The 24,393-nt window shown below is 34.4% G+C and carries 17 protein-coding genes and 1 riboswitch; of the genes, 5 read left to right on the forward strand and 12 right to left on the reverse strand.

Annotation, left to right across the window (positions count from 1 at the left end):
* Positions 1–63: 63 nt before the first annotated feature.
* From AC3HD6_RS05665 to AC3HD6_RS05675, 3 genes are all read left to right on the forward strand, one after another.
* Complete coding sequence (locus AC3HD6_RS05665; RefSeq protein ID WP_488895465.1) at positions 64–426, forward strand: hypothetical protein; 363 nt, start codon at positions 64–66, stop codon at positions 424–426.
* A 186-nt stretch (positions 427–612) separates the two neighbouring features.
* Positions 613–882, forward strand: coding sequence for a hypothetical protein (locus AC3HD6_RS05670; RefSeq protein WP_488895466.1), 270 nt, complete (start codon positions 613–615; stop codon positions 880–882).
* The gene (locus AC3HD6_RS05675) at positions 848–1,462 is read left to right on the forward strand and encodes a hypothetical protein (protein ID WP_488895467.1); all 615 of its coding nucleotides are present in this window, start codon (positions 848–850) and stop codon (positions 1,460–1,462) included. Before AC3HD6_RS05670 ends, AC3HD6_RS05675 begins: the two co-directional genes overlap by 35 nt.
* A 273-nt stretch (positions 1,463–1,735) precedes the next feature.
* On the opposite strand, the gene AC3HD6_RS05680 is transcribed toward AC3HD6_RS05675, so the two are convergent.
* From AC3HD6_RS05680 to AC3HD6_RS05690, 3 genes are all read right to left on the reverse strand, one after another.
* The gene (locus tag AC3HD6_RS05680) at positions 1,736–3,229 is read right to left on the reverse strand and encodes a RagB/SusD family nutrient uptake outer membrane protein (RefSeq protein ID WP_488895468.1); all 1,494 of its coding nucleotides are present in this window, start codon (positions 3,227–3,229) and stop codon (positions 1,736–1,738) included.
* Positions 3,230–3,246: 17 nt separating this feature from the next.
* Positions 3,247–6,183 (reverse strand): SusC/RagA family TonB-linked outer membrane protein, encoded by a 2,937-nt coding sequence (locus AC3HD6_RS05685; protein WP_488895469.1) that lies wholly within the window; start codon positions 6,181–6,183, stop codon positions 3,247–3,249.
* 83 nt (positions 6,184–6,266) lie between these two features.
* Positions 6,267–6,364, reverse strand: a riboswitch (SAM riboswitch).
* Positions 6,365–6,678: 314 nt separating this feature from the next.
* Positions 6,679–7,926 carry a hypothetical protein gene (locus AC3HD6_RS05690; protein ID WP_488895470.1) on the reverse strand — a complete coding sequence of 416 codons (1,248 nt, stop codon included), beginning with the start codon at positions 7,924–7,926 and terminating at the stop codon, positions 6,679–6,681.
* A gap of 392 nt (positions 7,927–8,318) precedes the next feature.
* Between AC3HD6_RS05690 and AC3HD6_RS05695 the strand changes: the two genes are divergently transcribed.
* Both AC3HD6_RS05695 and AC3HD6_RS05700 read left to right on the forward strand, forming a co-directional pair.
* Positions 8,319–9,272, forward strand: a complete 954-nt coding sequence (locus AC3HD6_RS05695) for a helix-turn-helix domain-containing protein (RefSeq protein ID WP_488895471.1) — start codon at positions 8,319–8,321, stop codon at positions 9,270–9,272.
* Positions 9,273–9,302: 30 nt separating this feature from the next.
* Positions 9,303–9,710, forward strand: a complete 408-nt coding sequence (locus tag AC3HD6_RS05700; RefSeq protein WP_488895472.1) for a type II 3-dehydroquinate dehydratase — start codon at positions 9,303–9,305, stop codon at positions 9,708–9,710.
* A gap of 182 nt (positions 9,711–9,892) precedes the next feature.
* On the opposite strand, the gene pckA is transcribed toward AC3HD6_RS05700, so the two are convergent.
* The 9 genes from pckA to AC3HD6_RS05745 form a co-directional block, all read right to left on the reverse strand.
* On the reverse strand, positions 9,893–11,509 hold the full coding sequence (gene pckA, locus AC3HD6_RS05705; protein ID WP_068940413.1) for a phosphoenolpyruvate carboxykinase (ATP): 1,617 nt from the start codon (positions 11,507–11,509) through the stop codon (positions 9,893–9,895).
* Between the two features lie 127 nt (positions 11,510–11,636).
* Positions 11,637–12,542: a GYDIA family GHMP kinase gene (locus AC3HD6_RS05710; protein WP_488895473.1), complete on the reverse strand. Its 906-nt coding sequence runs from the start codon at positions 12,540–12,542 to the stop codon at positions 11,637–11,639.
* Positions 12,543–12,554: 12 nt separating this feature from the next.
* On the reverse strand, positions 12,555–13,430 hold the full coding sequence (gene fabD / locus AC3HD6_RS05715; protein WP_488895474.1) for an ACP S-malonyltransferase: 876 nt from the start codon (positions 13,428–13,430) through the stop codon (positions 12,555–12,557).
* Positions 13,431–13,501: 71 nt separating this feature from the next.
* Positions 13,502–15,457, reverse strand: a complete 1,956-nt coding sequence (locus AC3HD6_RS05720) for an amino acid ABC transporter substrate-binding protein (RefSeq protein WP_488895475.1) — start codon at positions 15,455–15,457, stop codon at positions 13,502–13,504.
* A 38-nt stretch (positions 15,458–15,495) separates the two neighbouring features.
* The gene (gene bshC / locus AC3HD6_RS05725) at positions 15,496–17,082 is read right to left on the reverse strand and encodes a bacillithiol biosynthesis cysteine-adding enzyme BshC (RefSeq protein ID WP_488895476.1); all 1,587 of its coding nucleotides are present in this window, start codon (positions 17,080–17,082) and stop codon (positions 15,496–15,498) included.
* A 12-nt stretch (positions 17,083–17,094) separates the two neighbouring features.
* Positions 17,095–19,032, reverse strand: a complete 1,938-nt coding sequence (locus AC3HD6_RS05730) for a putative porin (RefSeq protein ID WP_488895477.1) — start codon at positions 19,030–19,032, stop codon at positions 17,095–17,097.
* Between the two features lie 111 nt (positions 19,033–19,143).
* Complete coding sequence (locus AC3HD6_RS05735) at positions 19,144–19,827, reverse strand: hypothetical protein (protein ID WP_488895478.1); 684 nt, start codon at positions 19,825–19,827, stop codon at positions 19,144–19,146.
* A gap of 112 nt (positions 19,828–19,939) precedes the next feature.
* Entirely contained in the window at positions 19,940–21,373 is a 1,434-nt protein-coding gene (locus AC3HD6_RS05740; protein ID WP_488895479.1) for a RagB/SusD family nutrient uptake outer membrane protein, read from the reverse strand.
* Positions 21,374–21,385: 12 nt separating this feature from the next.
* On the reverse strand, positions 21,386–24,235 hold the full coding sequence (locus AC3HD6_RS05745; RefSeq protein ID WP_488895480.1) for a SusC/RagA family TonB-linked outer membrane protein: 2,850 nt from the start codon (positions 24,233–24,235) through the stop codon (positions 21,386–21,388).
* Positions 24,236–24,393 lie beyond the last annotated feature (158 nt).

The raw sequence follows: 24,393 nt of genomic DNA on the forward strand, positions 1-24,393 counted from the left end.
GGAATAAACACAATAAAACCAGCTTGGTATACAGCAAAGCGTAAACCATAATATTTTTTTAACATGAAGAAAGTAACCATTTTAATTTTATCAATTATTTTATACTCCTGCAACTTTTCAGATAAAGCAGAAAAATTACCTCTCGGGTATGAAGTTCTCTATGAAGGAGGTAACCAAAATAGATTATTAAAGAATAATGATTTGATTATCGACAGTGGATTAGTGGATTGTAAATTCAAAAACAATTATTTGCTAATTTCTGTTGATACGACCTATTCAATGACTCCAGACAAAATAAATAAAAAGAATTTAAAATATTTTATACAGAATATAAAACAAGATTCTATCATAAAAAATGTATCATATGATGGTATACAGAAAATTATAAAAGAAAAGTTTTTAGAAGATATAGATATTACAAAATAAAATCTAATCTCAAGAATTTACTTATTAACAAATCCCCCTCGCTGGCGCGAGCTTCTAGCTCGTGTCAAGAATAAAAATAAAACCCTCATCATTGCAAGGGTTTCGTTTTTACATTACAACTATTTTCTCTATTTTTAAAATATGAGCAAAAATCAAGAGATGTTAGAAATAAATGTTAATTTGTGATTGAGGGCACGAGCGAGACGCTCGCGCCAGCATGGGGTACAAGGATTAGAAATGGCTTCATTACCCACAACAATTCAGGCAACCTCTTTTGTAGTAGCTATCACTACATTACATGAATTTGTTCATTGGGGTAGAGCAAGTCTTACATTACCTTATAGGGGACCTCAAGGTCAAGATTATGGTAATTATTGGGAAGAAAATACTTTTGGTACTACAATTAATAAAAGCAATGCGTATGAAATGTCTGTTAAATTTAAATGGAAATTTTAGTTTTTTTTTCTTATTTCTTATTATTTTTTCATGTAATAAAGAACAAAAGTCAGAGGATATAGGAAGAGAAATAATTAATAAAAATATTATTTATTTTATTTCAAATTTATATCACTCTCCTTATAAAAATGCAAACAAACAAAAATATCCGATTTTTGTTTTAAGTAAAGTTGGCAAAAGTAATTTTTTTATTGAGAATTGTGAAAGTATAGATGAAATAGAAGGATTAAATGTAATAGAAAATTGCAAACAAGATTATTTCGATCTAATCAATGATAATGGATTTAAGATTGATGAACATACAAAGTATATTTCATTTGAGATTAAAGAACTTTCAGATGAGATTTTAGCAAAAAAAATAAAACTTGAAAATACAATAGAAAAAAATAGAAAAAGGCCATACGTTGAATTAATTTTTACAAATTTTTATATTGATCCTAAAAAAGAAAAAGCTTTTATTTTAGTAAAAGAAAATAACATTAACGAAGAAAGAAATGGAGGCAAAACAGATGTTTATTTTTTTGAACGGCGTAAAAACAAATGGGCTTACATAAAAAAACAAATACTAATAACTAGTTAAAATTCAAACAGATAAAAAAAATATCGCAAAATTCTCAAACTTTAAACCAATAAATAAAAGTAATTTTATAAGTCGGGAGACGTTAGAGAGCAGCTTTTTTTTGATGAAAGTGATGTTTGCATTTGTCAAAGTATATAAAATTTAATACAAACAGAACTTTTTTATTGACACAATGATAAATGGCTGCCTTAAAAAAATAAGGCAGCCATTTTATATAAAAAAACCACCGCAAAAGCGGTAGCTAAAAAATCAAATCTAATTATTGGACTGTGATTATAGATTGGGATTATTTTCAATCTCTTTCAGTGGAATACTGAATAAATAATAGGGACTGTTTGATACAAACGGAGTCTTATTCGGAAGATCAAACACGCTATGACCTTTTCCGTCCACTGTTTTTACTGTTCCGTTAGGGGTTGTTATCTGAACTTTGATTGGTTTTCCTTCCGCATCTACAAATGGCTTTCTTTCCACGGTTCCCTGCGTTCTGATAATATCTGAAAGCGAGAATCCTTCTCCAAACAATTCTTTTCTTCTTTCAATCAGGATTTCCTTTACCACATCATTCTGTGCCAATGATCCTGTATAAGCATCCGCATTTCTGGCTGCTCTTAATTGATTTAAAACAGCTACTGCCTGAGCTGGATTTCCATTTCTAGCCTCTGATTCTGCTTCAATCAGGTACATTTCAGCCGCTCTCATATAGACAATGTCTGCAATAAGGGTAGACTTGAACTTGAATTTAGCATACCTCAACAATCCTTCTCTTGACGGAAGACCATCCCATGAGAATAACTGAGATCTGATATCATTGGCATCAAACAGTTTTTGAAAATAAGGGTCTGCCATAAAACTGTAATAATAGCTTCCTGATGAAGATACATCCAGATAGTGGAAAGCATAACTAGCATCGGACATCTCCTGAGTCTGTGCATGTCCCCAGATCCATTCCCCATTAGCAATGTCATTAAAGCCTTCTTTATATTTTTCCGGAGTCATCAGAGCAAAACCTTCTCTTGCTGTTTTTGCCGCTGCTGCAGCCTTGCTCCACTCTCCTGTATTCAGATATACTCTTGCTAAAATCCCGTTCACAACGTTACGGTTGATCTTATCTTTTTTATTTCGTGTATAGTTCTTCAGTAAATTATCAGCATCTGTAAGATCACTTTTAATTAAAGTATAAATATCTTCCAGACTGGATTTTTTCTTTGGAACACTGCTTGTTGTTGAAGGTTCCGTATAAATAGGAACTGCTAAAGCTGATTTGTCTTTCAGATAACTGAATTGATAAAAGCTGGCAAGATTCAGATAACAGAAAGCACGCAATGTTTTTGCCTGGCCTTTTACCTGATCTTTTTTAGCTTGAGTTCCTTCTGTAGCATCAATTTTAGCAATAACATTATTCATATTATTGATGGTAGAATACAGCATGGTCCAGATAAATGACGGACGGCCTACTGTATTATTCACCATTTCCGTAAAATCGTAGGTAGATGAAAAACCATATTTATTGGTTAATACAGCTACATCGCTTCCCATCGCATCACTTGCTCTTAAAACAGTTGAATATCCGATATTCGCAAAGGTAGTTCCGTCATTGTTGAATTTTGCCCAGGTTCCGTTGATAACCGTTTCTGCACTTTCAGCAGTTTTGAAAACCTCAACGCTGGTAGCCTGATCTGTAGGAGCCGTATCCATTTCACTTTCACAGCTTGTTAGCGACCATAATCCTAGTAAAGCAAAAGATAAATATTTTAAATTTTTCATTGTTCAAATTTTAAAAGTTAGAATGTTGCCTGAAGACCAAAAGTAATCGTTCTCATCGCCGGATATCTGTAATACGTTGTTCCATCCAACGCCTGTTCAGGATCCATACCTTTATGTTTATAGAAGGTCAGAAGGTTTTCTGCCTGAACATAAATTCTGAACTTCTTCAATCCGATCGTTTCAAAATAATCTGATGGCAGCGTATATCCTAAACTCACATTCTTAAGTCTTGCATACGTTCCGGAATAAAGGAATCTTGTAGACATTGAATTCCAGTTATTGGTTTTTGTATTTAAAGCAGGAACATCTGTGTAAGGATTTTCAGGAGTCCATCTGTTCAGCATTTCCACACCCCATGCACGTCCACCAGAGTTTCCGCTGTGTAAAAGTGAAGTGTAATCTGTATCAAGAATTTTCCCACCAATCTTGAAAGTCAGTAATGCTGAAAAATCAAAATTCTTATACGTCATACTTGTACTTACTCCCCCTGTTAATTTAGGTAAAGCAGAACCCTGTAATATTTTTGTAGCCTTACCATATTCTGAGGTTGTTCCTTCCACCAAATTTCCGTTAGCATCTTTCGTAATTGTCTTCCACAATGGTTTACCATTACTTGGATCTACTCCTACCCATTCCTGAATAAAGAAATCATATACAGAACCTCCTTCATTCAGTTGCTTAGTGGATCCTACTGCAAGAGGTCCTTTTGGTAGTTTAGTAATTTTATTCGTTAGGGTGCTCAGGTTAACATCTACATTCCATTGGAAATCACTGGTTTTTATAGGTGTTGTAAACAATGAAATCTCAAACCCGGAATTCTTAATAGTTCCTACATTGGCAGGATAATCACTGATTCCTAAAGATGGAGCAACCGGTACATTAAACAGAAGATCTTTACTTTTTCTTTCAAAATACTCCACATTACCTTTAATTCTATTATTAAGGATAGCAAACTCAAGTCCTAAGTTCAAATTAAGATTGGTCTCCCATTTCAGATTTGGAGTTCCTACTTTTTCCAATGTTTTTCCAGGCTCACCGGCAAGGGCATAATCTCTATATAATTCCGGATATGCATAATACAGCGGTGAACCGTTTGGTTTCTGTAATTTATCATTTCCTTGCCCTCCATAACTTGCACGTAATGTCAATGTGTTAAAGAAATTCAGGTTTCTGATAAACTCTTCACTTGAAAGTTTCCAGGATCCTCCTACCGACCAGAATGTACCCCATCTATTTTCTTTTGAAAATCTTGAAGAACTGTCTGCCCTTGTAGATGCGGATAAGAAATATTTATTATCAAAATCATACTCTACCTTTCCAAGGAAACTTAATAAACTTAATTTATCACTGTTTCCACCAAAATTTACCAATAAAGAGGCTGCATCAGGCTCATAATAATTAGGTAATGAAAAACCTTGTCTGCTCCCTGAAATAACCTGATAATCGTATTTGTAAAATTCGTGACCTCCCAATACGTTAATATGATGTTTTCCAAATCTCTTATCATAGGTAAGAATATTACTGGTTGTATAAGAAAGTGTTCTGCTATTTAACTTTGAAACAGAACCTCCAGTCTCTTTTGATTGCCCAAGAAGTGGATTCGTATAATAATGCTCATTATAATTAACCATATCAACGGAAAAGCTTGATCTAAACTTCAATTCCGGAAGGAACGTTAATTCCGCAAATCCTTTTCCTGAGAAGTTATCGATCTTATTTTCATTTTTATCCAATGGTAAACTTGCGGCTAAGTTCTGATTCGGAAGTGCTACAGCGGGTCTGTATTTTCCAAAATCATACACTCTGTTTCCTTCTGCATCCAGTACATAAGATCCATCAGGATTTCTTTCATAATAAGGATAGAAAGACGGAACTACTCTTGCAGCCTGAATAACATTGCTAGCTTTAGAATCTGAAGAACTTGGAGCCTGTTGAATACTGTTGGTATAGCTTAAGTTTACTCCAACATTCAGCCAGCTTTTAACTTCAGAATTGAGTTTTAATCTTGTATTATATCTTTTAAATCCTGACTCAATCGCCATTCCTTTATCATCCAGATATCCTAATGAAAAGAAATAATTACTTTTTTCACTTCCACCACTGATATCAAGGTCTACCTGGTTTCTGGAAGCCACTCTTTGCAAAATGTCCCTCCAGTCATCATTCCATAAGGCTTTGGCTCCAGGTAATAATTTACCGTCAGTTCCTATAGGTTTTGGATAATTAGCTCCATAAGGATTAACTCCTAAATTAGATATAATATTATCTGTTGCCATTTGGGCTGCCTGCTGCGCAGATATTGAACCTGATTGATATCCGTTTCTCATCGCCTCCCAATATAATTGGAAATACTGATCCGTATTCACCTGTTCATAATCTTTTACCGCTCTGCCTGAGAACCCCTGGCTGATATTAAGATTTACTCTTGCTTCTCCTTTTTTACCTGACTTTGTAGTAATAATTATGATTCCATTTGCTCCTCTTGAACCATACAAAGCACTTGCTGTAGCATCTTTCAGAACACTGATAGATTCTATATCGTTAGGGCTGATTGCATTGATATTTCCGTCAAAAGGAATTCCATCCACAACATACAAAGGCTCACTGGAAGCACTTACTGAACCTACTCCTCTAATTCTGATTGTAGACGTTGCTCCAGGCTGTCCTGAAGCGCCAGTAACCTGAATTCCCGGAACCTGTCCTTCCAATGCCTTTGTTACATTGGTTACAGGTCTGTTATTGATTTTGTCACTGGAAATGGTTGCTACTGAACCGGTATAGCTGTTTCTTTTAGCCTTCCCATAGGCTACCACCACTACTTCATCAATTTCCTTTTCCTTAAGGGTATCTTTTTTAGGTTTGGAATTCTGCCCGCTTACCCCTACAACTCCTAAGAAAAATGCTGCAACTGGCGGAATCCAAACTTTAGAATTGAATAAATTTTTATTAATCATAATCAATTTTATTTATCATATATTAAAATTTTGCCCTTTACTGAAAAGTCAGCAAAGGGCATCGATAAATACGATAAACCAAATGCTTATTTTTCCTTTAAAGGCTGAATGTAACACCTTACACGAATGCAGGTTGTCAAGACTTCGTAGGGTCAGTTCCCTCCATCTTTCTTTATAAGCCGATCGAAATATGGTTGCAAAGCTATAAACTTTTAGTCTATAAAACAAGTGGACTTATAGTTTTTTAATGATAATTTTTCAAAAATTAATATAAATTTTAATTAAAACCTGCTAATATAAATAGTTATAAAAAATTATCATTTTCACAAATATGACAAATATCATTAAAAATAACCCAAACCTAGATTAATCCTAACCATACCAACTTAAATGATTTCTTGTTTAAAAATTGATAGCCTCTCTCCTATTAATAGATCAAAAAAAAGAGCTGCTTTTACAAGCAACTCTTATCACGCACATCATACTATTTTAACATTAATATAATCTTTGAATAGAAATATAAACTTCCAATGTGTTATCTGCAGTACTGGAATCTGTTGTAGTATTTCCATTCCCATTACTTACAGTAGATTTATTATCAATACGTAATACATAATATACTCTAAACCATTTATTATCCACCGTAGTTACATCAAAGGTCACAGTCTCATTTCTCGCTTGTGTAAGATAAACTCCATCATCAAATTCAGCATAATTATTTGGAAAAATTAAGAGGTTAGCTCCATGTGAGTCCCCTGTGTGAGTTGATACTTCTGAGACCCATACTTTTACATTTGACGGAGTAATATTATAAAGACGGGGCGCCATATTGGTAGTAGCATTCGTATTGTCAAAAGCTCCCGGCGCAGTTATGAAAGCATCAATCCTAAACGTCTTATTCAATACCGGCAGATCAGAAAGGAAATCACTCAACAAAAAAGAAGCTGTTTTACGTGGAATTGATCCGTGGTAATATAAAAGCTCACCTGGAGAAATTCCACCTCCTGCACCCACTGTTGCAGCGCATGTCTGTCCTCCGATACTCAATGGAAATGTCGTAGTAATAGGGCTTGTGACTGTAGGAACTCCTGATATTGTATAGCTTAGAGTTCCTGAGCCTGTATTAAAATTACCCGGTGACAATGTTGCAGTAAGTCCATTTACAGGTCCCACAGTCTGAGCACCGTATACTCCTCCGTTTCCCCCTGTATAAGGTACAGTCATTGTACCCGTGTAAGGAACTCCGGCCGTATAAGTATTTGGAGAAAGTGTAACCCCGTTACATACAATACTTTCTACTTTTCCAGGAGCAAGAGATCCGTTACTAAAGATTCTCCATTCAGTACCGCTCCAGAAAACATATCCTGTATAAACAAGTCCCCCAGTTCCTAAATTGTACACCAACAACCCGGTTGCAGGTGAAGGGATTGTAACCTGATCTGTCTGAGAGGTAAGTGCTACTTTGGGGCCCAATAATCCTTTTTTATTTCCTGATGCAAGACCATCTACATTGATGTCTAAAATTGCAGAGGCATTGGGTGTGGTAGTGCCAATACCTACATTCCCAGTCGAGGTTACTACAAAATCATTGGCTTGTTGAGCCAAAGTCGGAGTACCAGTTGCCACATTATCTTTTGCACCATCTACATGGAAAATTCCCTGAGGATTTGAAGTGTTTATTCCAACCTGCGAATACATAGATGCAAAGGCAAAACCCGCAATCAGTAAAATAATTTTCTTCATAATAATTTTTTTTAAATTCATTTGTATTTTATATGGACATTTGTGTTTTATGCTATACTGCTTATTTGAAATTTCTGTGCATTTTTTTTAAATACTTTTTTTCTATAGTTCTCATAAATCTTTTTATATTTAATATTTTCTTTTAAAAAAGAAGAACCTTCATAAAAAATATTTTTTAGTTAAAATCTGATCCACAAAAATATTTTAATTAATAATTCAAAAAAACAGGATATTAAATGAGAATCCTGAAAATGACTTAAACAAGTGTTAATGTCTGAAAATCAAATATTTAAACCAGTCATTTATATGAAAATCATTAAATATCTCAAAAACAATTAAATTATTGAATGAACATAAAAGATGAAAAAATAGAAAAATTAAAAAAAGAATTAATGGATAGATATATTCTTCTTATGACTATCATCCTAGGAATTTATGCTATCGCTTTCACTTTTTTTATTCACAATAATACCATGTCCTGGTATATCTCAGGAGGGGCAATATCATTAGGACTCTTTTATTTATTGGTAAGACAAAAGTTCTCTATCAATACCCTTGTACATCTATATCTAATAACAGCACCTCTATACAGCTTTTATGTAATACTCGCATTCTGGAATAACTCCGTTATGAACTTTTGCTGGCTGTTGCCTATTCCTTTAGGTGCATCTGTATTCTTCTCCAGAAAAGTAGTTTTAAGATATACACTCTATAGTCTGTTTCATATTGTTGTAGTTTCTATTATTGCTAATAATTTCTCTTACAATTTCCCTAAACACACTCAACAACAAATTCTATTCTCAGATATAATTTTAATCACCTCAAATATTTTAGTTGTGGCTCTGCTCCTTTATTATAAGGACAAAATTGGAAAACAGGAGGTATTATTACAACTTAAACAAATTTCAGCAGACAAATCTGAAGTAAAAAAGATAAAAAAAACAGAGATTTTATCAGAAAATACTGATATTGACCATGAAAGTATGGAGAAACTTTTTGCAAGAATCGAAACATCCATGATAGAAAATAAGCTTTTCAAAGATATTAAATTTAACCTCTCCGCATTAAGTGTTGCCCTTGATGTTAACAGTTCTTATATTTCCAAAGCAATTCGATATAAGGGACATCCTAATTTCAATACCTATCTCAATATATATAGAATTGAACACGTAAAAAAGCTTTTTAACGAAATTGATTTTCAAAAAGCAACTTTAATGTATGTCTATACTGAAGCCGGATTCTCTAACCAATCAACATTCAATAGGGTTTTCAAACAGATAGAAGGGATTACTCCTTCTGAATACATTCAGCAAAACTTAAAGCCAGGTGACACTTATGGTGAATAGAAAATATTTATCTTTGGGTAAATTTTTTATATGAAAGTTTTGATTATAAATGGCCCTAACCTTAATCTACTAGGCACCCGGGAACCTGAAATCTATGGAACTGTTTCCATGGAAGCCTATCTGGAAAACTTACAATCTGAGTTCCACACTCATGAAATAAGCTACTATCAATCCAATATCGAAGGAGAGCTGATCAATAGACTTCAGCAAGATGATTTCGATGCTGTTGTAATCAATCCAGGTGCTTTCACCCATTATTCTTATGCTATCGCTGACTGCCTGAAGAATATCCGAAAGCCTAAAGTTGAAGTTCACATCAGCAATATTTACAAAAGAGAAGAATTCAGACAGAAGTCTGTTACAGCGGCTAACACTGATGCTGTTTTATCCGGATTTGGCATGGATGGATACAGATTGGCTATCCTTAGTCTGAAATAATCAAATGATGAATCTTCAGATGTGAATGTATAAATATTTTGTTCGCAGATTTAACAGATTAAGCAGATCTTATTTTTATAAGGTTCATGTTTGTCCCCAAACATCTGCGAAGTCAGCTTAATCGAGTAAAAATAAAAAAGCCCCATCTACGATGAGGCTTTCTATTTGTATTATATCTATGATTAGATAGTTTGTTCTTGTAATTGAGGTCCTGAAGCAATTAATCTCTTACCTTCTTCAGTATCACAATACTGTTCGAAGTTTTTGATATATCTTGAAGCAAGATCTTTTGCTTTCTCTTCCCATTCTGAAGCATTTTCATATGTATCTCTAGGGTCAAGGATGCCTGTAGAAACGTTTGGAAGTTCAGTAGGAATTTCAAGGTTCATGATTGGAACCTGAGTTTTAGGAGCGTTATCGATAGAACCATCAATGATGGCATCAATGATTGCTCTTGTGTCTTTTAGAGAAATTCTCTTACCAGTACCATTCCAACCAGTATTTACCAAATATGCTTTAGCTCCGTGTTCTTTCATTTTTCCGATCAATGTTTTAGAATACATTGTAGGGTGTAATGTAAGGAATGCTTCACCAAATGCTGGAGAGAAAGATGGCTGAGGCTCAGTAATTCCTCTTTCAGTTCCTGCTAATTTAGAAGTATATCCGCAAAGGAAGTGGTATTGAGCCTGATCTTCATTCAGGATAGAAACCGGAGGAAGTACTCCAAATGCATCCGCAGAAAGATAAACAATCTTTTTAGCATGTCCTGCTTTAGAAGGCAATACAATCTTGTTAATATGATAGATTGGGTAAGAAACTCTTGTATTTTCAGTGATAGATCCGTCTGTATAATCTGCTACTCCATTGTTAACAACAACGTTTTCAAGAAGTGCATCTCTCTTAATTGCAGCGAAGATATCCGGTTCTTTTTCTTCTGATAGGTCGATAACTTTAGCATAGCATCCTCCTTCGTAGTTGAATACACCATTGTTATCCCAACCGTGCTCATCGTCACCGATAAGGTATCTTTTTGGATCTGCAGACAATGTAGTTTTTCCTGTTCCTGAAAGACCAAAGAATAAAGCTACATCACCTTTCTCTCCAACATTAGCAGAGCAGTGCATTGAAGCCATACCTTTTAATGGAAGGTAATAGTTCATCATAGCAAACATCCCTTTTTTCATTTCACCTCCGTACCAAGTACCACCAATGATCTGTAGCTTTTCAGTAAGGTTGAACATGATGAAGTTTTCAGAATTCAATCCTTGAGCTTCCCAGTTCGGGTTTGTTGTTTTAGAACCGTTGATTACTGTGAAATCTGGCTCTCCAAAGTTTTCAAGCTCATAGTGAGAAGGACGAATGAACATATTAGTAACAAAATGCGCCTGCCATGCTACTTCAACGATAAATCTTACTTTAAGTCTCGTATCTGCATTCGTTCCGCAGAATGTATCTACTACATAAATCTTTTTAGATTCAGCAAGCTGGTTCAGCACTAGTTCTTTACAAGACCCGAAAATTTCTGCTGTAGTAGGTAAGTTTACTTTACCATCCCAGAAAATTGTATCTCTTGTAACATCATCCTGAACAATATATCTGTCTTTAGGTGAACGACCTGTGAAAATTCCTGTTTTTACTGATACCGCGCCCGATTCCGTAAGTTCCGCTTTCTCAAACCCCTGATTTTCAGGAGAAACTTCAGCCTGGTATAATTCTTCATACGAAGGGTTATACACTACTTCATAGTTTCCTTTAATCCCTAATTTCTCTAAATCCTGGATGATTTTAGTGTTTTTCATTTTACTTATATTTTCTATTTCTTTATTGACTTCAACAAAAATAATATTAATTATTTGTTAAAGGTGGTTTAAATATACTGATATAAGTCAGAATGACAAATAAAAAAACCGGATCGTAAAATATTGATTATAAATTAATTATATTTTCCCATTCGAAAATAGTGGCGAAACCTTTCTCCCAAAAATAGTCTTTAAAGCCCCCAAATTTGGCACTCAGCACAAAATCTCCGCCCCAAGCCCCCAAACTTTTGACAAATACAGGGCAGTCTGGGAATATTTTTTCCTTAACTGTAGGAATTTCAATAAAATCGGAAATTTTACGCTCATGAAGCCTCATTAATTCAGAAAAATTTTGCAATTCATTGCATAATAAAATTTTCTTTGTGATATCCGAAAATTCATTCACCAACTCTTGGGACTTCTTTTTCGATTTATAAAGATTGATTCCTTCCCGGCTATCCTGTTTTTGATTTAAATGAATAAAAATCAATTCATTTTTAAAGGCTGGATTGAAATCTACTTTCTCATATCGAATCTCAGGTTTGCTCTGAAAAAGAACTGCTGACTTTTCTTTTGCAACTGCAATATCATAGCCACTCCCTCCTAAGCTGATTGTATTTAAATAGAAAGGATCTATACCTGCCCATTCTGAAAGATTATTCATTAATGTTGAACTGCTTCCTAAGCCATAGTCAGCGGGAAACTGAAGATTTGTTTTTAAGTGATAAGTAAAATCGTTCTTGAATTTCGTAGTAGAAAGCTGCTGAACATTTTTTAATGTTTTTAAAATGAATTCAGCGCTTGATGGAATATTGGTTTCCAAAATCTGCCAAGTTTTATAATCAATGACAGCTTTTAACCAAGGTTTGTTCTGATGGAGAGCTTCCCAAAGAATTAAAGACTGATGATCATCTTTTTCTTCAAAAAAAAACTCTTGTCCCAGCCGTGTAGGTACCGCTAAGACAAGAGCTCCATCGATTGCGAAATATTCTGAAGTAAGCATAAGCTTGCCCGGTGAAAATATCGCGCTCATATTTTTTATTAATTAGATGGCAGAAGTAGATTCTACTGATCCGTCAATTTTTTTGATTAATCCCTGAAGGGTCTTTCCTGGACCAACTTCTACGAAGTTAGAGGCACCATCTTTAATCATATTCTGTACAGACTGAGTCCATTTTACAGGACCTGTAAGCTGATCAATAAGATTTTGCTTAATCTCATCTGGATTTGTTACTGCTGTAGTCGTGATATTCTGATATACAGGAATAGTAGCTTTTCTGAATTTTGTATTTTCTATAGCAGCTGCTAATCTTTCTTGAGCTGGCTGCATCAATGGTGAATGGAAAGCTCCGTTTACCGGCAATAACAATGCTCTTTTTGCTCCTGCTTCTTTTAATTTCACACAAGCTTCTTCCACTGCAGAAGTTTCTCCAGAGATTACTAATTGTCCTGGGCAGTTATAGTTTGCCGGAACTACGATTCCACTGATCTGTGCACAGATTTCTTCAACTTTAGCATCTTCAAGACCTAAAATAGCAGCCATTGAACTTGGATTAGCATCACAAGCTTCCTGCATTGCTTTAGCTCTCTCAGAAACCAGTTTTAAACCATCATCAAATGATAATACGCCGTTAGCTACCAATGCTGAGAACTCTCCTAAAGAATGTCCTGCTACCATTTCAGCTCCAAGACCATTTACTGCTTTTAATGCTGCTACTGAGTGTATAAAAATTGAAGGCTGGGTAACCTCTGTTTTCTTAAGATCTGCATCCGTTCCGTGAAACATAATGGAAAGAATGTCGAAACCTAAAATTTCATTGGCAGATTCCATCAGATCTTTAATATCCTTTCTAGAATCATACAATTCTTTTCCCATTCCTACGAACTGAGAACCCTGCCCTGGAAATACAAGTGCTTTCATGTATTGAATTAAATATTATGCAAATATAACTATAATGTTAACAATATCTTTTACACAAAGATAAATATCATCTAAGGAACTAACCTGATTACTCTGTACCCTGTGTTTACATAAGCACCGTTTGCCTTAGATTTTACAAACTCAAATTTAGTTGCTAGCTGAGTCTGCACCTTATTCATTTGTTTGAAGATTTCTCCTTTTCTGTTTTCTCTTGTCAACATATCATTAACAACATCAAAACCTACGATAGCATATTTTGGTGGAGTCTTGCAATATTTGCTTTTATAAGCTGCCAGGATCTCTTTTTCAAAATTACCATCTGTGTTGATTTTTCTGTCCATCAGATATACCAGACTTGCCTGGCTCAAATCATCTACTTTCTTTTCGAAAACCGGAGAATAGAACATACTGAATGCCTTCACACCCTGTACTTCTTTAGAAAGTGCAATCACTTTATTAGCAAAAGCTTCTCCCATATCATCATTAGCTAAAACAGCAATAACCGGAGCAGACTGCCCAGTCATCATGTTTTGATCCAACTGAATATCAGCCGGAGAGTTTACAATAACAATATTAGGATTTTTCACTGCTTTTTCAAGCCCTGCTTTGATATAGTTCGCATTTTCTTTTTTAGCGTCTGCAACTACATATATTTTTTGATCTGAATATACTGCTTTAACTTCTTCTACAAGCTTATCTGCATAGGTTTGATTGTTCGTTTCAACGATAATCAAATTGCTATAATTATACAATTCCGGTGTATTAGCAAATGGTGCTACTACAGGAATTTTTTGATTTTTAGTAAAGTCTAATACATCAATTACATTGGACTTAAAGAATGGCCCAATAATAAGATCTGTATTTTCAGGATTGATCTGCGTAAGAGAGTTTTTGAAAGAAGCTTCATTTCCGGAATCTACCACTTTGATATCCAGTTTCTGCCCTCCTCTTGCATTTCTTTCGATAGCCAACTTAGCACCTGTTAAGAAATCAAGCGCCATTCCTCTATATTGAGTTTCGTTGGTACTGTAACCAAAAGGAAGCATCAGTACTACACTTAGTGCTTCACCGTTTTTCTTAACATATACCGGATCCTGTTTTTTGATTTTTAAAACCATTCCGGATTTTAATCCTTTTGAAAGGTCAGGGTTAAGAGCGATTAATTCATCGATACTTACTCCAAATTTATTCACAATGGAGAATACAGTATCTCCCTGTTGAACTGTATAGGTAACATAGTCATCACCAACCGCAACATTATTAGAAACCGTTGAAGAATTCTCATTCCCCGAATCCATTTTCGCTTTTGAATTGGTTGTTTCTGCTACAGATTCTGTAGTTGATCTTTTTATTTTGATGGTTTCACCAGGTTTTAATCCTTTTTCTTCCAATCCTGGATTTAAAGCATAAAGATCCTGTTGACTGATCCCAAACTGTTTGGTAATTCTGTAATAATTATCTTTAGCCTGAATCACATAGGCTTCTCCTTCTGCAGCAAGTGTAGTAGGTACAGCCGTTACTGTTTTATCAACTGGTGTCTCTACAGTTTTTGCTGCCGTTGCCGTTGTTGCAGTTACGATAGGCTGATCTCCCCCATATTTTTTGATACTGGCAAGAGGTAAAGTAATCTCATCCCCGATTTTCATGTGAGAATCCAGTTCAGGATTCAATTTTCTCAAATCAGTTTCAGATATTCTGTATTGTTTAGTAATCCCGTAGATGGTTTGCTTGGGCTGCAAAATGATTTTTCCAACCGAAGTTCCCGCAATAGTGCCAACTTTTTCTGGCACTACAGTTTTAGGAGCAGCCGGAGCTACAGCCTTCTCTGTCTTTACGGCTAAAACATCTCCAATAGCCAGTTTGCCATCTTTGTGTTTAGGGTTTAGTTTCAGCAATTCATCTACAGTCATTCCATACTTCTTTGCAATGTTGTAAGGGTTATCACCTTGTACAACGGTATGCGACTTCTGGGCTGAAACTCCCAAAACCATACATAAACTGGATAGAATAAAAAACCTCTTTATCATATTCGATAATTATAATTTACAAAAATACTTCTTTAAAATTAAATGGCAACAATTATTAATTTGGAATCTTGAACCACCATCTCTTCCAAACAATTTTCAAGCCATGGATAGCCTTCATCCGAAAAGAATACGCTAAAGTTATACACTCTTTCCTGCCATATCTTGGAAGGGTGTACATCTAAAAACAGATTTTCAAGTCTTTCCAATAATTCATTCTGCTTTATTTTTTCAGCATGAAGAAGACGTTTTTTCATCCTTTTAAATGATTTCAGCTGTCTCACTTCTTCTGCCTTTACCATATTTCCAAAAGATTTCTCTGTAGTTTCAGCAGATGCTTTTAACTCAGCAAAATTGCTAACCAGCATCTTTTCCTTGCTATCCAATAATTCTAAAATAGGATTATCTTTTACAATCTTTTGGTTGGTAATCACAGTGAAATTCTGGAAGAAATCTTCTATTTTAAGATCCAGTCTTTCAATTTTCTTCAATGTCTTCTCTTTCAGAAAAAGCATGGAGTTCCTTGGAATAAGGATTGGGAAAGGAATATTTAATTTTGAGAAATAATCTTTCAGTTCCAGCCAATACATGATTTCGGCATTCCCTCCGATATAGGCAAGATTAGGCAGTACTTTTTCCTGATATACGGGACGCATTAAGGCATTCGGGCTAAATTTTTCAGGATGATTTTCTAGTTCTGCAATAATCTCTTCTTTAGTAAATTGAAGATTTGTATCTACAACAACATATTTCTGCCCATTAAAATCAATTCTGTCTCTCGTTTCAGAAAGATAAAATAAATTAATTTCACGAGGATTCACCTGAACTTTCCCATATTTTTCAGTCAGGAAATCGACTTTATCTTTTGAAGTTTTATGTAAACTGAAATGAAGCAGTTCATCTTTAAAGACCTCTTTAATTTGTTCTTTAAGCTCTCTGGAATCTCCATCCAATATCAATAATCCGAATTCAGCAAAGAGACGATTGACCAAAATCTGGATTGCCTGTGTTAAAGTATTTCCAACTTTATAAGCTTCTTTCAGCATTAAAATCAATTCTGTACCAAACACAGAGTCTTTGAATTCTTTCTCAAATTCGGAGATAAAATAAGTATCATTAATCTTAATTCTGCCTACAGCGCCACCTGATTTTTCATTGATTTCATAATAATGAGTCTCCGTTTTGAAATGGTTGATCTCAGCAAAATCATGATCTTCAGAAGCCATCCAATACACAGGAACAAAATTAAAATCCGGAAAATGTTCTTTCAAATAGGTACATGTTTTGATCGTCTGCAAAATTTTATAGACAAAGAAAACAGGTCCTGAAAACAGATTCAGCTGATGACCAGTAGTAATGGTAAAAGTATTTGACAGTTTTAGATTATTAAGATTCTCTTTCTGCTTCGAAGAAAGAGAAAAATCTGATAATTGCTTTGAAAAAGCATCAAATAATATATTCCTCTGCTCTGAAGAAAAAGAATCTTTTTTTAAGTGAATCTGCTGGCTGAAATGCTCAACAGAAAATGTTTTATTTTCAAAACCCTCAATATTCTGATTCAAAAAATCTTTTACCAATTGAGGTATGCTTGCTATATCATTAAATGATATTTTATTAATTGTTTTCAACCTGTATCATTTTTAGTTGAACAAATACCACACAATTCCGATATTCAGTCTGAAATCGTACACCGGATAATGTGGAAATGCATAAGCTTTGTTAGTAGAAATAACGGTTCCTATCTGCTGTCCTTCTATAAAGAAGAACATTTTTTTCACCTTCATATTAATATATAAATCGGCAATAGGCTGTCCTCCAATAGCGAATGAATCTTTACCAGCAAGAACATATTCATTAAGAACCGGAAAGTATTCTCTGGAATTAAATTTAGAGAAATAATACACTTTAAGCCCAGCCTGAATTTCTGCAGCCTTTTTAAATGCCTGTGTTTGGTAGAAGAAATTTGCTCTTCCCACGAAACTTGGCATTGGAAGCAGATTCTTGTTGGTTAGTGCATTTTGAAAATGCAGTCTTGTATTTAAATGGAATTTACCATAGCTGAAAGTTGCATCCCCTCCGATCTGAGAGATATTCATTGAATTTTCACTTTGCTTTGGAGCTTTATTACTGTCAAAGTAAGTATAATTATCTATTCTGAAGTAGTTAGCAAAAAGTTCTGTTTTAAACCATTTCAGATTAATACTTCCGCCAAGTTCCATCACAGATTGATTCTTTGCATTCTCAAGATAATAGTTGAAATTATTATAAACAGAAGTATTCAATAAGTAGTTGAATGATGGATAAGCACTCTGGAAATTCACTTTTGCATTCACAAAATAATCTTTTATTGGCTCAAACTTCAGATTGTTTGTTGTTCTTAAATAACTTTTAAACTGGCTTCCATTTGAAAATTCAAGGAATGAATTCAGCTGAATCTTATCCCAAAGTTTTACCTGTAGATTTCCCACAGCTCCAATTCTGCTTTCTTTAAGTTCACCAGGAAAAGGTACACCATCAAGTGCCACAATATCATTTATTCCAAACTTGATCATTTGGTAACGTACTCCGGCATCTAGCTTGAATTTTTCATTATTAAAAACTAAACTCAAAGTATTACTCAGATTGCTGGAGTATTTTTTCGTTGCTAGAGGGAAACCATTGACTAAATCAGTAGGTACCTTGTACCAATAGCCTTCCAATCCTCCCTGAGTATAATAATATTTATTCCCTTGATGGAAAATAGTATGTCTGATACTGAATGGGAATTTTTCAGCATTGAATGGTGTAAACTGATGACTCAGATAATATCTTCTGTAAGCAAATTGCGAAGTCGTTGAAGCCAGGTTAACCTGAGCATTTTGTCTGTTTTTATAATTACTGTCCCCACTTTGAAATAAGTTATCTTCGGTAATCCCACCACTCTCCTGATTATTAACATTCTGATGAAGGTAGTGTGCAAAAAGTTCATAGTTCCCACTTTTGGAAACATAATGCCCGGAGAATATAGTATTATTATTTGCTGCCAGGGAATTTCTATAAAGACCTTGTGAACGAAGCCCCATATATTCTAGCGCAAAATTGAATCTTTTACCAATATTCTGAGTGTAGGTAGATCTTAATGCAGCTCCGTTTCTCATCGCATTGTGATAGATAAATGTTGCAGTAGGTGTTTTTACATCGTAATATTTTACATCATTTGCACCTATAATCATATAAGATTTATTGGAAGGTAATAAAGATAAATTTTGCTCTGCATTCACTTCAAATACCAATGGATTAAATCCTGAGCCTATATTAGCTGGCTGTACTCTGCCGAAGTTATCATTGTTATTATATTGAGAGAAAATATAAGTTTTGTCAAAAGTCATGACTGTATCAAAAACTTTCTTTTCTGAAAACTGAGTCTGATACAGATAATCGTTGATAGTAGGTTTGAAAATTTTCAAGGAATCTTTCTTTCCAGAGTCTATGACCAGAGTATCTTCCGGTTTCTTGGATGTTTTGGTTTCTTCTGTTTTAACAACTTGTGCACTGGCAGCGAAGCCAAAGAAAGTGATTATGAAAAGGATATACTTCATTATTCATTATTGTACAGCAAAAATAAGAAATAATAGTAAATAAAAGAGCCTGCCACATTTATGCAGCAGGCTTTTACTTTATACATTCATCCTATAGGATCTTTAGCAGTGCTATTTATTAATAAAATCGAACAATTTTACTAAGTCTTCTTCTCTATTAAAGTTAATCTTATTGGATTTAGCAAATTCCTTTACACTTTTAGCATCTAAAGAAAGTTCCTCTGAAAGCTCATCTACATTTTTAGGTAATTTGTAGTAAGTATTATCTTTTGAAACAAGATACACATCTTTTTCTTTTGCATAATAATCATTAGCATCTTTTGCAAAAGCATTTACAGACTTCTCTCCTGGCATCAGTTCTACTTTTTCACGCTTAAACAATCCATACTTAGCATCTTTTTTACTTAATAGTACAAGATATCCAAATTTATCATTCCCCATATAGTTATATTTTTTAACGATATAGGTTTTTTTCAATGATGGGAAAACAATAGTTAACCCTTCTGTTTTATCAGCGTAATAAGTGTCTTTCTTGTCAAGGTATTCCATTTCATCTGCATAAGCATTGTAACGAAGATCTTGTACATTTTTAGAATATCCATCAATTGTTACTTTTTCAAAGTTTTTGCTATTGGTATATGGATTTCCATCTATTTTATATTCACCGCTTTTAGCTCTTTTCCCTCCTAGTGTAAATATTTTATCACTGGACATAAAAACATTTTCATTGCCTGATTGTGCATAGGTACTTACTGCAGCTGACAATAAAAATAAGGATAAACAAAATTTTTTCATATTATAAGATATTGATATTTGTAAAGATACTATATTTCCGAATCAATTTTATAAAAAAAACCGCTATTAATAGCGGTTTTTATATAAAATACTTATTTAAATTTTAAAAGTATTAATTATAGTTATCATACCCTTGGTTTCCTTTAACAGCACCAACGTTAGTTTCTGATAATGGAATAGGGAAGGCATTTAGGAATGGATCTGCACTAGCACCTGCAGGTCTAGGTACAGCATCTCCCCATCTTCTAAGATCCCATTGTCTTAAACCTTCACCAATAAGTTCTCTTGTTCTTTCTGCTTTTAACATATCCATATCTACAGAAGTTACAAGAGCTAATTGTGCGGCAAGAGTGTGAGTAACTCCAGCATCATCTTTATACTCAGTCCATCTGTTTGATACCAATTGCTTATAATATTCAAGAGCTGTAGCAGGATTACCACCATTAAGCTCTGCTTCAACACCGTCAAGAAGAATTTCTTCAAAACGTAGCATTTTTATATTGTCAGATCCTGTTATATTCAGATATTTACCCTTATCACCAGCAGAGACATACAGATCACCTTCCAATTCTGTAAAAAACTTCAATCTTACATCACCAGGATTATATAAGTCAAGAACTTCTGGATTTACAACGACATTTCCATATCCGTCATAATTAATTTTATAGGCGTAAGAATCGGTAGAAAGAGATCCTGTATTTCCTACTGCCAATTCAAAAATTGAATTGGTAGCAGATCCATTCATTTTAAATGAATATGAATCCTGAAGACCTGACGCCGCTACTACTTCATAAGCCTTAAGATCTACAACATATTTTACTAAATCTCTAACTTTAGCATAATCGCCTTTGTACAGATAATATCTAGCCATTAATCCTTTTAATGCAGCTACAGATAGATCTGTTTTACTAGTAGTTCTATTATTAGCTGTCATTAGTTGTTCTGCTTTAGCAAAATCTGCTTCAATTTGAGCTTCTGTTTCAGCAATAGTACTTCTACCTTGCTTAGCTCTTGGATCATACTTTAGAGGTAATACAACACCTAAACTTGTTGGTGCTCCAGTATACTTTTGTCCATATAAGCGTAATAAATCAAAGAAACCTAAAGCTCTTACTGCATAAGCCTGTCCTTGTATAAAGTTTGCAGAAGGTTTATCACTAGCTTTAAATCCACTGATATCTGTATTAATCACAACATTCGCTGTTGCTACTGCTCTATAAATAAAAGTCCAAGTATTCTTCGCATATGCGTCTGAAGATATCTGAGTGTAATTCATTACGTTAACATAATAACCACTCGCAAGATTACTATACATTTCATCTGATCTCACCTCTCCGTATGCTAAGAAATCACAACCATAATAAGTTTTATCTCTCATTACATTAAACATACCTCTTGAAAACGATTCCAATTCCTGAATCGTTGTCAAAGGAGCTTGCTCCACTTCCTGGTTGAATTGTCTTTCTACAAAATCATCACTACATGAGACATTTACCATTAAAAGCCCTAGAGATAATAATGCTACTTTTAATATTTTATTTTTCATTTCTTCTAATTTTTAAAAACTTAAATTAACACCAAATAAGAATGATTTCAATACTGGTAAGTTTAGATCCGAGAATCCAGAGATATTGGTTTCAGGGTCATACTTCAGATTCTTATCAAATCTATAAGTCCAGGCATTATTAGCCATCACATAAACTTTAACAGAGTTAAGACCAGTTCCTTGAAGGAAATCACTATTAAATGTATATCCTAAACTTGCATTACTTAAACGGATATAATCCCCTTTATATAGGAATCTTGTTGAAGCTGAGTTCGATCTCTTATTTCCACCGATAATTGGTTTTGGATTAGATGCTCCGGTATTCGTTGGAGTCCAGTAATCACCTGTTACATCGTATCCAGGATAACTTGATGTGTATTGTCCATCAGAGTATAAATAAGAAGCCCAGTTATCAAAGATCTTACCTCCGAAGCCATATGTAAACTGTGCATCAAGTGAGAATCCTTTATAAGAAAGGGAAGTATTTGCACCTCCAAATACATTGCTTAAGAAAGACCCCTGTACTGCTTGTCTAGCTTTGTTATAGTTGTTAGTTGTTTCTCCATCTACTCCATTTACATACCAAAGAGGATCTCCGTTATTTGGATCTACTCCTGCCCATTTTCTTAGGTAATAAGTTCTAGCCCCTTCACCTACTCTAATTGTTTGAGTTGAAGTATCAACATTTCCACCGTATAGTTCTGTAACCTCATTATGTAGTGTTGATAAGTTAAATCCAACAGACCAGTTAAATTGGTTTCTATCTCCTCTAAAGATATCTCCATTTACAGCAAATTCGAAACCTCTGTTTACCAATGAACCAATATTTTCAACAACATAGCTATTGAAATTCGGGTTATTTCCTTCAATTGGATCCATACCTCCTTGAGCTGCAGATAATGGGATATTGTAGATTAGATCCTTAGTTTTCTTGTTATAATATTCAGCAGTAATTGTCAATCTATTCTTAAAGAAACCTAAATCAAATCCAACGTTAAAAGGATTTACTGTTTCCCAAGATAAATTAGGACTGAATACTCTATTAATAACAGCAGCAGCCTGATCGTCATAATTCGTTGTATAAGAATATGTAGCATATGGATTTGCAGTGATCTGGTTACCTAATTTACCATATGATGCTCTAAACTTCAATAGAGAGATAGCCTCAATATTTTTAATCATATCAAAACGTGCTACATCTAAACCAAGCCCTACGGACCAGAAGTTACCTGCTTTTTTCCCAGGAAGGAATTGAGAAAGTATATCTCGTCTATATGATGCATCAAGCATTACTAACTTATCATAGTCATAGTGTCCAGTAACAGCATATCCATAACGAGATGAGATGTCTACTTGTCCATTATATCCAAAAGGAACAACAAAGTTCTGAAGTGTCTGAAGTGTTGGAGTACCAACAGTGATTCCAGTTGCAGTTAAATATTTGTTGTCTTTTTTATAAGCTTCTTGGATTAATGAAGCTCCAAAATTATGACGGTCAAGTCTATAATTAAAGTCTAAGATATTCTGTACGTTGAAGTTAAAAAATCTGTTTACACCAGATTGCTTTAGTCCACTATAAGCTCTACCATCTCCGTGTAATGGATTCCAGTATTGCTCCTCCTCCATGTTAATGTATTCAGGAGAGAAAACAAATCTATACGTAAGATTTTTTAATATTTTATACTCAACATTTAAGTTTGCAAAAGCTCTGAAAGTTCCAGCACGCTGATAATTCATCTCTTGAAGAGCAGCCGGGTTAAAGTTACCATTACTTAACCTTCCATTTGATGCTCCAAGATAAAGGCTTCCGTCAGGATTTCTAGCAGGGTCAGTTGGTCTGTTAAAATATTGTGCAAGAATAGGGTTTGAGAAAGCTCCTCCAGCAGCTAGTGTACTAATTTTTCCATAAGAAACCTGGAAATCTGTACTGATTTTTAACTTATCAGTTGCTTGGTATGCAATTTTGTTTGTGAATGCAAGTCTATTAAAGTAAGAACCTTTAACAACACTTTCCTGGTTGAAGTAGTTGAATGAACTATAATAAGTAAACTTTTCATTTCCTCCTGACACATTCACATCAAGATTCTGTTGGTATCCTTTCTTTTGAGTTGCATCTTGCCAATCAGTATTCGTCTGGTTTTTGAAAATATTAGCTAAACCAGTTCCTAAAGCGCCATTGGCAATTTGTTCTACAGTAAATGTTTTACCTTGTTGGTTTGAATATGCAGCAGCTAAATAACTTTTCCAGCTTGGAGAACTGAAAGAAGGTTGTCCTTGTATAGCTCTGTCATTAAAACCACTATTGAAAGAAGCGTTAAATTTCGCTTTTCCTTTTTTACCTGATTTTGTCGTAATAACGATAACCCCCGCTCCTGCATCAGCACCATAAACGGCAGTAGAAACAGCGTCTTTAAGCACAGTTACGTTTTCAATATCGTCAGGATTTAATCCAGCAAGAGCATTGGTAGTAGTATTTTGCTTTGAAATATCTCCTGAAGAAACTCTTACCCCATCAACAATATAAATAGGTGAAGACACTCCATTAAGTGAAGAAATACCACGAACACGAACATTCGTCATACCCCCAGGCTGTCCTGAAGCAGCACCTGTCTGTACCCCAGCTACTCTACCTTGTAACATTTTATCGACAGAAGCAACAGGAACATCCTCAATTGACTTAGCAGACATGGTACTAACAGCACCTGTCATTTCCTGAATTGTTTTTTTCTGACCGAATCCAACCATTACAACCTCTTCAATCTGAGTTGCATTAGCCGTATCTTTTTTTGTTGTCTGTGCAAAAGCGGCTTGCCCCAAAAAGAACAATGCTCCAGCACTTAATACACGTAGTTTAACATTCATATTAACAAATTTTAATATATTTTAGAGGCAAATATGTTAATAAATATTAACACTAGCAAATTTTATATGCACAGATTAGTGATTTTCGTTCACAATACAATAGAAACACCCCCTCTAAAACAGAAAGATTCACAATATTTACGCACCTTTATTATTGA

The organism is Chryseobacterium sp. II3a, assembly GCF_057815135.1.